The sequence below is a fragment of the Erwinia sp. 1181_3 genome (genome assembly GCF_052824965.1).
The window spans coordinates 643,149-657,897 of the sequence record NZ_VTDE01000002.1; the positions used below are offsets into that span (position 1 = coordinate 643,149).

Annotated in this window: 12 protein-coding genes; 8 read left to right on the top strand and 4 right to left on the bottom strand. The window is 58.3% G+C overall.

What is annotated here, in order from left to right:
• Positions 1-111 precede the first annotated feature (111 nt).
• Positions 112-756 (bottom strand): DUF1028 domain-containing protein, encoded by a 645-nt coding sequence (locus tag FY046_RS07330; protein WP_159338080.1) that lies wholly within the window; start codon positions 754-756, stop codon positions 112-114.
• A gap of 148 nt (positions 757-904) precedes the next feature.
• Between FY046_RS07330 and FY046_RS07335 the strand changes: the two genes are divergently transcribed.
• The 7 genes from FY046_RS07335 (at position 905) to FY046_RS07365 (ending at position 10,195) form a co-directional block, all read left to right on the top strand.
• Complete coding sequence (locus tag FY046_RS07335; RefSeq protein ID WP_167864899.1) at positions 905-2,476, top strand: ABC transporter substrate-binding protein; 1,572 nt, start codon at positions 905-907, stop codon at positions 2,474-2,476.
• A 15-nt stretch (positions 2,477-2,491) separates the two neighbouring features.
• Positions 2,492-3,439, top strand: coding sequence for an ABC transporter permease (locus tag FY046_RS07340; protein WP_167864900.1), 948 nt, complete (start codon positions 2,492-2,494; stop codon positions 3,437-3,439).
• Positions 3,436-5,208 carry a dipeptide/oligopeptide/nickel ABC transporter permease/ATP-binding protein gene (locus FY046_RS07345; protein ID WP_167864901.1) on the top strand — a complete coding sequence of 591 codons (1,773 nt, stop codon included), beginning with the start codon at positions 3,436-3,438 and terminating at the stop codon, positions 5,206-5,208. The genes FY046_RS07340 and FY046_RS07345 overlap by 4 nt, the downstream gene beginning before the upstream one ends.
• Positions 5,205-6,020, top strand: coding sequence for an ATP-binding cassette domain-containing protein (locus FY046_RS07350; RefSeq protein ID WP_133841157.1), 816 nt, complete (start codon positions 5,205-5,207; stop codon positions 6,018-6,020). The genes FY046_RS07345 and FY046_RS07350 overlap by 4 nt, the downstream gene beginning before the upstream one ends.
• Positions 6,021-6,033: 13 nt before the next feature.
• On the top strand, positions 6,034-6,801 hold the full coding sequence (locus FY046_RS07355) for a FadR/GntR family transcriptional regulator (protein WP_133841158.1): 768 nt from the start codon (positions 6,034-6,036) through the stop codon (positions 6,799-6,801).
• A gap of 237 nt (positions 6,802-7,038) precedes the next feature.
• Entirely contained in the window at positions 7,039-8,853 is a 1,815-nt protein-coding gene (locus FY046_RS07360; protein WP_446185917.1) for a glycoside hydrolase family 15 protein, read from the top strand.
• A gap of 202 nt (positions 8,854-9,055) precedes the next feature.
• Positions 9,056-10,195: a L,D-transpeptidase family protein gene (locus FY046_RS07365; protein ID WP_446185918.1), complete on the top strand. Its 1,140-nt coding sequence runs from the start codon at positions 9,056-9,058 to the stop codon at positions 10,193-10,195.
• An 85-nt stretch (positions 10,196-10,280) separates the two neighbouring features.
• On the opposite strand, the gene FY046_RS07370 is transcribed toward FY046_RS07365, so the two are convergent.
• Positions 10,281-11,309, bottom strand: coding sequence for a transporter (locus tag FY046_RS07370; RefSeq protein WP_133841161.1), 1,029 nt, complete (start codon positions 11,307-11,309; stop codon positions 10,281-10,283).
• Between the two features lie 203 nt (positions 11,310-11,512).
• Here FY046_RS07370 and ppk2 point away from each other — a divergent pair, with 203 nt between their 5' ends.
• Positions 11,513-12,430: a polyphosphate kinase 2 gene (gene ppk2 / locus FY046_RS07375; RefSeq protein ID WP_133841162.1), complete on the top strand. Its 918-nt coding sequence runs from the start codon at positions 11,513-11,515 to the stop codon at positions 12,428-12,430.
• On the opposite strand, the gene FY046_RS07380 is transcribed toward ppk2, so the two are convergent.
• The gene (locus FY046_RS07380) at positions 12,427-13,626 is read right to left on the bottom strand and encodes an MFS transporter (protein WP_133841163.1); all 1,200 of its coding nucleotides are present in this window, start codon (positions 13,624-13,626) and stop codon (positions 12,427-12,429) included. The genes ppk2 and FY046_RS07380 overlap by 4 nt on opposite strands.
• Before the next feature lie 158 nt (positions 13,627-13,784).
• Positions 13,785-14,723: a tRNA dihydrouridine(16) synthase DusC gene (gene dusC / locus FY046_RS07385; RefSeq protein ID WP_133841164.1), complete on the bottom strand. Its 939-nt coding sequence runs from the start codon at positions 14,721-14,723 to the stop codon at positions 13,785-13,787.
• Between the last annotated feature and the right edge of the window lie 26 nt (positions 14,724-14,749).

Consider the following 14,749-nt stretch of genomic DNA (forward strand, 5'->3'; position numbering starts at 1 on the left):
CCATGGTGCTGACCCCCGGCACGGGATGACCGGAAAAAAAGGTCATCCCCTACGAAATGCGGATACCTGACCCCTTGTGGTCGATCATTTTTTCCGGTCGGCCAGTGGTCCCTATTCCCCCCCCGGCAACTGCCGGAAAAAATCCGCATAGGTGGGCGCACGCACCTGCTCCAGCACCGCGGCTAATTGCGCCAGGGGGGCATCCGACCAGTCAACACGCACATCAATGTCGGCATAAGCACGACGATCCCAGACCTTTAGCGCCGCAGAACGAATGCCACGCTCATCCCCTCCGGCCTGATGCGCAGCATTGAGCGCCGCCAGCATCCGATCGGCCAGCGGCAGACGGTGCGCCGCTGCAAACGCAGTCTGCATCGCCGTCAGGACCTGCTCACTGACCAGCATATTGCCCGCCACGGCCAGCTGCGGGCCCGCCATGCTGCTGAAGCAGCGCCCGCACAGGTTGCCGCTCCAGTGCGCGGTCGCTCCGGCATTATCGATAATCAGCAACTGCCGCCGCTCACGCGCATCATCTTCCTTCAGCAACAGATGCAGCGTCTGTTCTGCCGTCAGCCCCTCAGCCAGCAATGCCAGCCCGCGACTGCCGTACAGTGGATTGGTCAGCGCCTGCGTGGCAATAGCACCCGTACGAGCGCGGCCATGGATCACCAGCGCACCCACGGCCGGGCCGCCCGTGGCCGTGGCCGCCGCCAGTGCGCCACTCTGTGGATCGCGTGCCACAATAGAAAAGGTCATTGCACCCTCCTTCTGCCAGGCAGATCAAATTTATATGGATAAATTATTGCACTTAACGCTATTTATACGCATAAATAACAAACAGGACAAACTTTGTTCATCCGCACGTCACACCGTGCGCTGACCACTCTGCTTAACGGGGACCACCATGTTCACATCGCTACGCACCGGGTTGCACTGTCTTTCCCTCTGCCTGGGCCTGCTGGCCCTGGCACCCCAGGCCGGGGCAGAATCTCCCCCCGGCGTGCTAATTATCGGCCAGGTGGCAGAGCCACAGTCGCTCGATCCTCAGGTGGCTACAGCTGCTAACGATTCGCGTATTCTGGTCAATATTTACGATGGTCTGGTGCGCAATGCGCCGGGTTCACTCTCGATTGAACCGGCACTCGCCAGCCGTTGGGAAATCAGCCCGGACGGCTTGCGCTATACCTTCCATCTGCGTGAAGGCGTCACGTTCCACGACGGTACGCCGTTCAATGCCGATGCGGTGAAATTTACCTTTGAACGCATGCTTAACAAGCAACATCCGTACTATCACACCGGCCCCTTCCCGCTGAGTTTCTTCTTCTCTTCCATCGATACCATCACCACCCCGGATGCACAAACGGTGGTGTTTACGCTGAAACAACCCTTCGCCCCCCTGCTCTCCAATCTGGCGACCCCTGCCGGGCTGATTGTGTCTCCGGCAGCGGTGAAGAAATATGACAAAGACGTTGGTCGCCATCCGGTCGGCACCGGGGCCTTTCGTTTTGGCGAGTGGCAGGCCAACCAGCGCGTGGTGCTGACCGCCAATAAAGACTACTGGGACGGCGCACCGAAACTGGAAGCCGCCGTGTTCCGTCCGATTACCGATGGCAACACCCGTACCGCGGAGATGCTCTCCGGCGGCATTGATGCGATGGTGGAAGTGCCACCGGACACGGTAAAAACCTTCGCCGATAACCCGCAGTTCAAGATGCACCAGGCGGTCGGCCCGCACGTCTGGTTCCTGCTGCTGAACACCAAAGAGAAACCGTTTAACGATAAGCGCGTCCGCCAGGCGGTGAACTACGCCGTGAATAAGCAGGCACTGGTCGATAAAGTCTTGCAGGGATCGGCACAGGTTGCCGATGGCCCGATCCCTTCAGCATTTACCTGGGCGGCGAATAAAGAGGTCAGCCCGTATCCTTACGATCCAGAAAAGGCCCGTGCGCTGCTGAAAGAAGCCGGGGCAGAAGGAGCTACGCTGAATTTCTACGTCACAGAAGGGGGATCAGGGATGCTTGATCCGATCCCAATGGCCACCGCGATTCAGGCCGATCTGAAAGCCGTGGGCCTCAACGTCACTATTCAGACCTGGGAGTGGAACACCTATCTGGCCAAAGTGAATGCCGGGCTGACCCCGCAAACCCAGATGGCAGAGATGGCATGGATGACCAATGACCCGGATACCCTGCCGTTCCTCACCCTGCGGCGCGATGCGTGGCCGGATAAAGGCGGCTTTAATTCCGGTTATTACAGCAATCCCGAGGTCGATAAGCTGCTGGATGAAGCCCGTAGCAGCAGCGACCAGCAGACGCGCGGTGCACTGTATCGCCAGGTCCAGGCCCTCGTTCACGATGATGCGCCCTGGCTGTTCGTCGCCAACTGGAAGCAAAACGCTGTGACCACGCGCCAGGTGCAGAATTTTGCCCTGCAACCTAACTTCAACCTGATCCTGCATCAGGTCAGCAAACCCTGACGGAGGCCGCCTGCCATGTGGAACTATTTACTGCGGCGATTGATTGGCATCATCCCGGTGATTATCGGCCTGTCGCTGATTGTCTTTCTGCTGATGGCGATGATCCCCGGCAACCCGGCACAGGCATTGCTCGGCGCATTTGCCACACCGGAAAATGTGGCGCGCGTCAGCGCCGAACTGGGGCTGAATAAACCGCTGTGGCAGCAGTATTTCATCTGGGTCAACAACCTGCTGCACGGCGATTTTGGTCGCTCCTATGTGCTGAACCGCCCGGTGATCGATGAAGTGCTGGAACGCCTGAGCGCCACCCTGTTGCTGGGCGGCTGCGCGCTGTTGCTGAGCGTGATCCTCGGCCTGCTGGCGGGTGTCACCTCGGCGGTACGCCAGTTCGGCTGGGGCGACAAACTGATCACCCTGCTGGTGTTGATCGGCATTTCCCTGCCCTCGTTCCTGATCGGCCTGCTGATGATCATGCTGTTTGCCGTCAGCCTGCGCTGGTTCCCGGCCTCCGGCATGTTCGCGATTTATGGTGGCGGCGATGCATGGGACCTGCTGCATCATCTGACGCTGCCCGTCATCACGCTGGCAATTGTTGCCACCGGGGTGATTGCCCGCCTGACGCGCACCGCGATGCTGGAAGTGCTGCGCCAGGATTACATCCGTACGGCACGCGCGAAAGGCGTCAGCGAGCGCCGGGTGATATGGCGTCACGCCTTTCGCGTGGCGCTGGTGTCGGTGATCCCGGCGATCGGTATTCAGGCTGGCTTTGTGCTGGGCGGTGCGGTGTATATCGAAACCGTGTTCCAGTGGCCGGGCCTGGGCGCGATGCTGGTGAAAGCCGTCTCGACCCGCGACCTGCTCCTGGTTCAGGGCGGCGTGCTGGTCGCTGCCATTGCTTACGTGCTGATTAATCTGCTGACCGACATCGTTCAGGCCTGCCTCGACCCGAGGGTAAAATCATGACGACTTCCACTACCCTGCCCACGCGCCGCTCCAGCTGGTCGCTGTTACTGCACAACCGCCTCGCCGCGCTGGGATTGCTGCTGCTGGCAATCACCTTAACCGCGGCCTTTATCGCCCCGCTGCTGCCGTTGCCGGACCCGGATGCCACCGACCTGCTGCAACGTCTTGCTCCACCGCTGACGCCGGGCCACCTGCTGGGCACCGATGCGCTGGGCCGCGATATGTTATCGCGCCTGCTGTGGGGCACCCGGGTTTCCGTTGCCGTGGGCCTGAGCGCCACCCTGCTGGCCGCCGTATTCGGCACGTTGATCGGCCTGATTGCCGGCTACGCCGCCGGGCGCACCGACAGTATCCTGATGCGCCTGATCGATATGATCATGGCCTTTCCCTATATCCTGCTGGCGCTGGCGATTGTCGCGGTGCTCGGGCCAGGGCTACTGAATGCGCTCTATGCCATCGCGCTGGTCAATATTCCGTTCTTTGCCCGTAATGTACGTGGTCTGACCCTTGGCCTGCGCAGCCGTGATTTTATTCAGGCAGCCAAACTGTCGGGGAAAAATCATACGCAGATCCTGTTAAGCGAAGTCCTGCCAAACGTACTGCCGCTGATCGTGGTGACGCTCTCCACCACCATCGGCTGGATGATCCTTGAAACGGCCGGGCTCTCCTTCCTCGGTCTGGGCACGCAGCCACCGGATGCCGATCTCGGCTCGATGCTGGGCCAGGGGCGCAACCAGCTGTTTATCGCCCCCCATGTTGCCCTGGTGCCGGGCGTGATGATCTTCCTGCTGGTGATCGGTTTTAACCTGCTGGGAGATGGCGTGCGTGACCTGCTGGATCCGCGTCTGAAGTCCGGCGCCCTGCTACGCTCACAGGCAATGACCACCGTTGATCGTGCAGCGGTCGCCCCGCGTGCTCATCCTGATGCGCTGCTGGAAGTGGTGGATTTACAGGTGGCGTTCAGCCGTGGCAGCCATCGGGTGCCCACGGTAAAAGGCGTCAGCTTCCATGTGCAGGCGGGTGAATGCCTCGGGCTGATTGGCGAAAGCGGCTCCGGTAAAAGCGTCAGCGCGCTGGCGATTATGGGTCTGGTGGCTTCGCCACCCGGTGTGATCACCGGCGGTAGCGTCTGGCTGGAGAATGAGGAGTTGCTGTCTCTCTCTGCCACCCAGATGCAGCAACGCCGTGGTGTACGCGTGGCTTATATCTTCCAGGACCCGCTGACGTCACTGCATCCCCAGATGCGCATTGGTCAGCAGCTGGTCGAAGCGATTCAGTGCCACCAGCCGCTAAACGCCGCGGCAGCACGCGCCAAAGCCATTACGCTGCTGGAAGATACCGGCATTCAGCAGGCGGCAGAACGCTTTGATGCCTGGCCTCATCAGCTTTCCGGCGGCCAGCGTCAGCGCGTGGGCATTGCAATCGCCCTCGCCAACGATCCGCAGGTGATTATTGCCGATGAACCCACCACGGCGCTGGATGTCACGGTGCAGGCGCGTATCCTCGCCCTGTTGAACGAACTGCGTCACAAACGCGGGCTGGCCCTGCTGTTTATCACGCATGATTTTGCCGTGGTCAGTGAGATGTGTGACCGGGTAGCGGTAATGCGTCAGGGTGAGATTGTGGAAAGCGGTCTCACCGCCACGGTATTACAGGCTCCTCAACACGACTATACCCGACGACTGATTGCCAGCGTGCCGCAGCGCGGTCAGGGCCGCGCCTTCCTGCAACAAATCCGCCAGCTACACCAGCAGGAGACCTCTTCATGAAGAACGTGATTGAAGTGAAAAATCTGATAAAAACCTACCCGGGTCAGGGAGGATGGTGGCGACGCAGTAACGCCGTTGAGGCGGTAAAAGGCATCAGTTTTGATCTCTGCCAGGGGGAAACCCTTGCCGTGGTCGGTGAAAGTGGCAGTGGAAAAAGCACCCTCGCCCGTATGCTGGTCGGGCTGGAATCCCCCACGTCTGGCAGCCTGACCCTACAGGGTGAAGAGGCCAGCCTGCTGGCACAGCGTGGCGTGCAGGCCTTTGGCAAAACCATTCAGTATGTGTTTCAGGACCCGGTGGCATCGCTCAATCCGCGTAAAACCATTCGTCAGACGCTGAGCGTACCGCTGCGGCGGCTGTGTGGTTACTCTGCGCATGACTGTCTGCCGCGTATGCAACAGCTGCTGGCGGCGGTCAATATGCCTGCCGATGCCCTGAACTGTTATCCTCATGAGTTTTCTGGCGGTCAGGCGCAGCGGCTGGCGATTGCCCGTGCGCTGGCGGCAGAGGCACAGATTCTGGTGCTGGATGAACCTGTCTCTGCGCTTGACGTCTCAGTACAGGCACAGGTTCTGCTATTGCTGGAGGATCTTAAACAGGAACTGGGTCTGTCTTATCTGTTTATCAGCCATGACCTGGCCGTGGTGGAGTCGATTGCCGACCGCGTTGCAGTGATGAATTCTGGTACTATCGTCGAATGCGCCGCCACGCAGACGCTGTTCAGTGCGCCTGAGCACGAATACAGTCGTCAACTGCTGGCAGCCGCGCCAGCCTGGCAGGCCACGCCGCCCAGCGTTCAGCCCACTCTCTGACATACAGGTGACCATGTCTTCAGTATCAACGCCCCCCGAGGCAGTAAAGCGTAAACGCACCGACACCATCATTGATGCCATCAAGCAGAGCATTGTGGATGACAACCTGCTGCCCGGCGATCGCCTGCCGCAGGAAAAAGATCTGATGGTGCGGTTTTCCGCCGGAAAAAGTACGGTGCGCGAGGCACTTAAGGCGCTGGAAGCGCAGGGGCTGATCCGCACACGTACCGGACCTGGCGGTGGTGCGTTTATCGACAGCATGCCGGAAAACCGTGCCATGAGCCTGCTGTCGAATTATCTGTTTACCCGTGAGCTGAGCATCAGCCATATCTATGCGCTGCGTAAAACGCTGGAACCGCAGGTCGCCGTCAGCGCCATCGGCCAGATTGATGAGGCGGGTTTTCAGCAGTTGCATCAGTTGATTCGTATCTATGATCACCCGCCCGCCAGTGAGGAAGAGCGCTGGGAGCAGCGTATGGCCGAGCTGGATTTTCACAGCGTGGTGGCCAGCTATTCGACTAATCCGCTGCTGGCCTTTTTCTGTCGCTTTCTGCAACGTCTGCTGAAAGATCTGGCCGTGTGCAAAGACATTTATCAGCAGCCGCAGCCCGTCGATCGTCGCCAGGGCATCGAATATCAGTATCAGTTGATTGATGCGCTGCGCCGTGAGGATGTCACCGCGGTGGAACGCATCATGCGCGATCATATGCAGCATGCTGAGCAGGCGATGCTGTTGCTGCAGGCGACGCTGGAAGAGCGTTTTTTACGGGATGATAGTTGAGTGAGGGTCAGGCATGCCTGACCCCTACGAAAGATTACGGTTGTAGTAGACGAGTGGGATGCCTGACCCCTACGAAAGATTACGGTTGTAGTAGACGAGTGGCATGCCTGACCCCGGCGAAAGATTACGGTTGTAGTAGACGAGTGGCATGCCTGACCCCGGCGAAAAGATAGTGCGGTTGTCGTAGGGGCGTGGCATGCCGCGCCCATCAGCCAAAACAACCGCTATAGTTAAACGATGAATAAAATCAAACGAAAGATTGAAGACCACGGCGTCATTGGCGATCTGCGCACCTGCGCACTGATCGCCAATGACGGAACCCTCGACTACTTCTGCTGGCCCAACCTCGATAGCCCCTCGGTATTCAGCGCCCTGCTCGACAGCGATAAGGCGGGCTTATTCAGCCTCAGCCCCGACTGGCCCGATGCGCGTCGTATGCAGATCTACCTGCCCGATACCACCCTGCTACAAACCCGCTGGCTGGACGATCTGGGTGTCGTGGAAGTGACCGACTATATGCCGGTATGCCAGCGGGAAGACCGCCAGCCGCGCATAATTCGTCGGATTAATGTGGTGCACGGCAGCGCCACCATCAACCTGCGCTGTGCGCCTGTCCATGATTATGCCCGGGCAGAAACCCGCGCCACTCTGCAATCAGGAGGCGTGATATTCCACGCAGAAGGTCAGCCCACGTTACGCCTGACGGGCGAAGTGGACTTTGCCCTGGAAGGTGCCGCGGCGGTCGCCCGCTTCACCCTACAGGAAGGGGAATCGCGCGAGTTTATTTTCGGGGGCGATGAGGATCCGCAGCGTGAAGAAGAAGGTACCGAAAGCTGCTTTGATGCCACGCTGGCGTTCTGGCGGCAATGGAGCGCGCAGAGTAGCTACCAGGGACGCTGGCGGGAAATGGTGAACCGCTCGGCGCTGACGCTGAAGCTGCTGACCTCCTGGCAACACGGTTCGATTGCCGCTGCTGCCACGTTTGGCCTGCCGGAAGAGCTGGGTGGTGAACGGAACTGGGACTACCGCGCCGCCTGGATCCGTGATGCCTCCTTCAGCATGTATGCCCTGATGCGCCTCGGCTATGTCGATGAAGCAAAACACTTCACGCACTGGGTCAGCCGCTGCGTTGAGAACAGTCACAACGACGTTGAAAAATTACAGGTGATGTACCGCATCGACAGCGGCACCGAGCTACACGAAAGCGAACTGCTGAACCTGTCGGGCTATGCCGGTTCCACCCCGGTGCGCATTGGTAATGATGCCTGGCGCCAGTCGCAGCTGGATATCTACGGTGAGTTGATGGACGCCATTTATCTCGCCAACAAATACGGCGAAGCGATTTCCCAGCGCGGCTGGAGCCACGTCAGCCGGATGATTGACTATGTGGCCGACCACTGGGAGCAGCGTGATGCAGGCATCTGGGAAATGCGCGGGGAACCGCAGCACTTCCTGCATTCACGCCTGATGTGCTGGGTAGCACTCGACCGTGCAATACGTCTGGGTGAAAAGCGATCGCTGTCGATGCCTGCCGAACGCTGGACCGCCGCCCGGGATGCGATCCGTAGCGATATCTGGGAGAATTTCTGGCATAAAGAGGCGGGTCACTTTGTCGCCACCCGTCACGGCGAGTTTGTTGATGCCTCAATGCTATTGATGCCGCTGGTGCGCTTTGTCGGGGCGACCGACCCGGACTGGCTGGCAACGCTGGATGTGATTAAAGAGAAGCTGGTCAGTGATGGAATGGTGCGCCGCTACAACGTCAGCGAAACCCCGGCCGATGGCCTGCAGGGTGAAGAAGGCGCCTTTGCCGCCTGCTCTTTCTGGTACGTTGAGTGCCTTGCGCGTGCCGGGCGGCTTGATGAAGCACACTTTGAATTTGAGAAGCTGCTAAATTACGCCAACCCCCTCGGCTTGTATGCGGAGGAGTTTGACAGTCGCGGTCACGCGTTAGGCAATACGCCTCAGGCGCTCACCCATCTGGCCCTGATCAGTGCCGCCTTCTTCCTTGACCGGAAACTGAGTGGGAAAGATCCGCTCTGGCAACCCTGAAATCAGGACGATGCATCGCAGAAACAGAATGATGCATCGCAAAAATGGTCGTATTGCAGACAATTTATCGTAAAGATAGTTCAACAGGGAAAATCCTGGTTTCATCCGGGGCCATAATGCACATATAATGTGCAGCCGGTCACAGTTGGCCAGTATTGGGTCGTTTATCAACAGTCTACATGGCGCTACACCTGAAATTACTATGAAAAAGAACATCCGTGCGTTAGTCACCTTGATTCTGGCCGCTGCGGCTTTCAGCCACTCTGCCTTCGCTGTGGTTTACCCTCTTCCGGCCGCCAACAGCCGCCTGACCGGGGAAAATCTGGAAATTACCATCCCGGAAGACAGCAAACTTCCGCTGGAAGCTTTCGCTGCTCAGTACCAGATGGGTCTGAGCAACGTTATGGAAGCGAACCCAGGCGTGGACGTTTATCTGCCGAAAGCAGGCAGCAAACTGATCATTCCTCAGCAGTTGCTCCTGCCTGACGCTCCGCGTGAAGGCATCGTGATCAACAGTGCGGAAATGCGTCTGTACTACTACCCGAAAGGCAGTAAAACTGTGGTTGTGCTGCCTATTGGCATCGGCGAACTGGGCCGTGATACACCGGTAAACTGGACGACTACCGTTCAGCGCAAAAAAGATGGCCCGACCTGGACTCCAACCAAGAAGATGCATGAAGAGTACGCCGCACGCGGTGAATCCATGCCAGCGGTCTTCCCGGCTGGCCCGGACAACCCGATGGGTCTGTATGCGCTGTACATCGGCCGCCTGTATGCCATCCACGGCACCAATGCTAACTTCGGTATCGGCCTGCGCGTGAGTCACGGCTGTGTGCGTCTGCGTGCTGACGATATCAAATGGCTGTTCAAGAATGTGCCAGTGGGTACACGCGTGCAGTTTATCGATCAGCCGATTAAAGCATCGGTTGAGCCGGACGGTTCACGCTACGTGGAAATTCATAACCCACTGTCGCAGACCGAAGAGCAGTTTGCTTCACGCGAGCCGGTTCCGTTGACACTGACCAATGCGGTGAACAAGGTGGTTTCAGACGCCAGCGTTAACACAACCGCAATGGAAGACGCGCTGAAAGCACGTTCTGGCATGCCAACCAAAGTGAACGGCGATGCAAATAGCCAGCCTTCTGCTCCGGTTGTGGTGCCTCAGCAGGCTGCCACGCCTCAGGAAGCACCTGCTGCCCCAGCCGCAGCTCAGGGCACTGACGCACCTGCCGCTACTGACGTGCCAGCAACCACGGAAGCACCGGCAACAACCGATGCGTCAGTACAGGCGGTTCCCGCGCTGACTCAGCCTGGCCCGATCTACAGCACGCCGAAGCCTTAATTCCGCGCAGTAGATATAAAAACCCCCGTGCCGTTAAGGTGCGGGGGTTTTTTATTGTGCGTTTTTTACTGGCGCGAGATAGCCGTCAGGGCTTATCACGCCGCCGCAACACCAGCCAGGCCGCAACGCAGGTGAAAAGCGTTACCAGCATCACCAGCAGGAAAAAACCGTGCGGATTATTGGCCAGCGGCACACCGCCCACATTCATGCCAAAGAACCCGGCCACCAGATTAATCGGCAGGGCCAGCACGGTGATCAGCGTCAGGGTAAACAGGGTCCGGTTACTCTGTTCCAGTTGCTGCGCAGCGATCTCTTCCTGCAGCAGCCGGATGCGCTCGGTCAGTCCATTCAGGTCGTTCAGGACCACGGTGAACTCTTCGGTAAACTGACGCAGATCCTGCACCACATGATGATGCAGCCAGCCCGGCGGGCGATTGATCAGGCGAAACAGTGCCGCCGGTTCCGGTGCCAGCAGGCGCTGGAAACGCAGCAATGTGCGGCGCAGGCGCCCCAGTTCACCACGATTACTTTTTATATGCTGCCCGAGCAGGCGCTCTTCTATCTGATCCACATACTGATTCGACTGGCGCACAATCAGCGCCAGCACCTCTTCCTGTTCCGCCAGCAACTGAGCCAGCAGCCCGGTCGACGAACGCAGCTCCAGCTGGTCCAGCTTACTGACTAACCGTTCCACCAGCCGCAGCGGTTTAAAGCGGGCGCTGACCACCAGCCCATCGCGACACCAGATCCACAGCGTAGCGCTTTCGTCGCTGGTTTCCCGTGCGTTGAAAGTAACATCGTTCAGTACCGCCATCAGCGCATCATTCTGTCGTTCTATACGGGTGCTGTGCGACCCCTGCTGGATTTCGTCAAAGAAGTCTTCATCAACACCAAAGTGGGTTTTCAGCCAGCGGGCGGCGGCGGCATGGTTAAGATTAACGTGCAGCCAGAGAAAGCTGCCCTCAACGGCTCCGCTGGCCCAGGCCTCACAGGATTGCTGAACGGTCAGGCTTTCGGGTGCGTGATCCTGAACAAAGCGGTAGCCATAAATCAGGCCGGAAACATCATCACTGAAGTCCGGTTTTTGCCGCAGTAACGGCAGGTGTTGCGTCATTCGTTTTTTTCCGGTTCGGGCGCGTTATGGCGATAGTCTTATCCTGCCGTATGCCGATGACAGTTTTGTTACCGGAGCGACTGTTCGCGCAGAAATCCCTCACGGATGTCATTTTCCTGTCACACAGAGTGCGTATTACCAGAGGATAAATTGATGAACCTGCCTGAATGGCTATTTTCACCACATGACCGGGAGAACGACGTATGGCGATGCAAGGTAATGATTTCTCAGCTGAGAATATTCACCATCGTCTGCTACAGGAATTTTACGACAGCTACGACGAAGAGCTGGAAATGGAGCTGGACGATCTGCGTTTTGGCGATGACAGCAAGATGGAAGAAGGCGAGAAAGCCTGGCGTAAACACTATTTCCGCGAGCTGCTAAGGCTACAGGGCGAACTGGTGAAGATGCAGGACTGGGTGATGCGCACCGGGCACCGCATGGTGATTATCTTTGAAGGCCGCGATGCCGCGGGCAAAGGTGGCGTGATCAAACGTATTACCCAGCGTCTGAACCCCCGTACCTGTCGTGTGGCTGCCCTGCCCGCCCCCAACGACCGTGAACGTACACAGTGGTACTTCCAGCGCTACATTGCACACCTGCCTGCGGCGGGCGAAATGGTGCTGTTCGACCGCAGCTGGTACAACCGCGCAGGCGTTGAGCGGGTCATGGGTTTTTGTAATGAACAGGAAGTGGAAGAGTTTTTCCGCAGCGTACCGGAGTTCGAGAAGATGCTGACGCGCAGCGGGATCCAGATCGTTAAATACTGGTTCTCTATCACCGATGAAGAGCAGGAACTGCGTTTTCTCAGCCGCATTCACGATCCGCTGAAGCAGTGGAAGCTCAGCCCGATGGACCTGGAAAGCCGCCGCCGCTGGGAAGACTACACCGAAGCCAAAGAGATTATGCTGTCGCGCACCCACATTGACGAAGCGCCGTGGTGGGTGGTCCAGGGCGTGGATAAAAAGAAGGCGCGCCTGAACTGCATCAGCCACCTGCTGCGCCAGGTGCCGTATGAGGACAGCGCCTTAAAACCCATCACCCTGCCCAGCCGTGAGCGCAACGAGGATTATCACCGCACCCCGGTGCCGGACGATATGATTGTGCCGGAAGTGTACTAAGCCTGTCGGGGCAATGTGTTATTGCCCCGGATTAGCACACTGACCATGATTAACAGGGCCAGCAACACCACCCCTGCCGCCGCCAGATAGATACTGTCCACGCCCCAGTGCCCAATCAGCAATCCGGCAATCGGCCCGGTAATGCCTAATCCACAGTCGAGAAACGCGGAGTAAAGCCCCAGCGCCGATCCCTGATTTTGTGGCTGAACCCGACGGATCGCTTCCACGCCCAGCGCCGGGAAGATCAGCGAGAAACCGCTGCCGGTAAGAAATGCCCCCAGATCCACCAGCCAGATCGAACCGGCCTGCCAGATTAGCAGCAATCCTACACATTCAATGGCAAAGGAGACCAGCGAAACACGAATGGCCCCGTAGCGCGCAATGCTGTTGTTAAACAGCAGGCGCATGAGAATAAAACCGATGCTGAACAGGGTCAGGGAGAACGCCGCACCGTTCCAGCCATGATGGGAGAAGTAGAGCGTAATAAAGGTGGCGATAGTCCCAAACCCGACCGTGCCTAATCCCAGGCAAAGACCATACAGCCAGATTTTTCCAAACACCTGGTTGAAGGGAATGCGCTGCCCCACTTGTACCTGAATCGCCGGGCGTTGGGTCGCCAGCCAGTAGCCAAAGGCGGCCATCAGCATGATCAACACGGCAAAACCGGGGATGCCGAACAGCGCATTGAGCATCACGCCCAGCGGTGCCCCCATTGCCATTGCCAGATAGGTTGCCACGCCATTCCACGAGATTACCCGAGCACTCTGCACGGTGCCCACCACATTGATGCCCCAGAGGATCGATCCGGTGGCAGTGAGGCTTTCACCAAAGCCTAATACCACGCGCCCCACGGCCAGCAGCAGCAGACTGGTGAGCGGTGAGGCATCCATCAGCACCGCTAGCAGGGTAAACAGCCCGCTGGCACCACAGAGGATCAGCCCCACCAGCACCACTTTTTTCGGCCCCAGCAGATCGGCATAACGCCCGGCCTGCGGTCGGCTGATCAACGTGGCGAAATATTGCAGGCTGATAATCAGTCCGGCAATAAACGAGCTGTAGCCCAGCTGGTTATGCACGTAGCCCGGCAATACCGCCAGCGGCAGGCCGATAGACAGGTAGCAAAAGAAGGTGAAGATCACGACAGAGATAATACGTTTGTTCAGTTGGGCATTGGTTAACGCCGGGATTGCGGACATAGCGGAGCCAGAAAAAGATACGATATGTGTCACATTATACCCTTAGCTTGCTAACAGATCCCGATCAGTTTAGAGACAAGTTATGTCCGTGAGAGGAAAGAGGGTTGATGCAGATGAGCAGGCAGAGGCTGGCCTGTGGGCCAGCCATTAACAGAGGGTTAGCCATTCACGGAACCAATCACCCGCGCAATATCCGCGGAGGTTTGCAACACGCGCACCTGCATAAACAACGGTGAGGCTTCTTCATACTCTTTACGCAGATACCCCAGCCACTGTTTGATACGCGCCACATGATACAGTCCGGTATCGCCCTGCTTCTCCAGGAGCACATACTTTTTCAGCAGTTGAACAACCTGCGGCCACGGCATCCGCGGTTCGTTGTATTTGATCACACGGCTGAGATTGGGCACATTCAGCGCACCGCGCCCGATCATAACGGCATCACATCCCGTGGCCTGCATACAATCCTGCGCACTCTGCCAGTCCCAGATTTCACCGTTGGCAATCACCGGAATCGACAGCCGCTGACGAATCTCGCCTATCGCCGCCCAGTTTATCGCCTCAGCGCGATAGCCATCCTCTTTGGTTCGGCCATGTACCGCCAGCTCCGTGGCGCCAGCCTGCTGCACCGCATCGGCAATTTCAAACTGCCGCGCACCGGAATCCCAGCCCAGCCGGATTTTCACCGTGACGGGGAGATGGGCAGGCACGGCGGCACGCATCGCCTTCGCGCCCTGATAAATCAGCTCGGGATCTTTTAATAACGTTGCCCCACCGCCGCTGCCGTTCACCGTTTTTGACGGGCAACCACAGTTGAGATCCACGCCCCAGGAGCCCAGCTCGACGGCACGCGCGGCATTCTCTGCCAGCCATTGCGGATACTGCCCAAGCAGCTGAATACGCACACGGGTGCCTGACGGCGTGCGGCTGTCATGATCGAGTTCGGGACTGAGGCGTTGGAAACATTTCACCGGCAGCAGTGCATCCACTACCCGCAGAAATTCGGTAATACAGAGATCGTAGTCGTTGACGTCGGTCAGCAGTTCACGCACCAGCGAATCGAGAACGCCTTCCATCGGGGCAAGTAATACGCGCATGGTAAACCTGTGGGATGGGTGAGCAA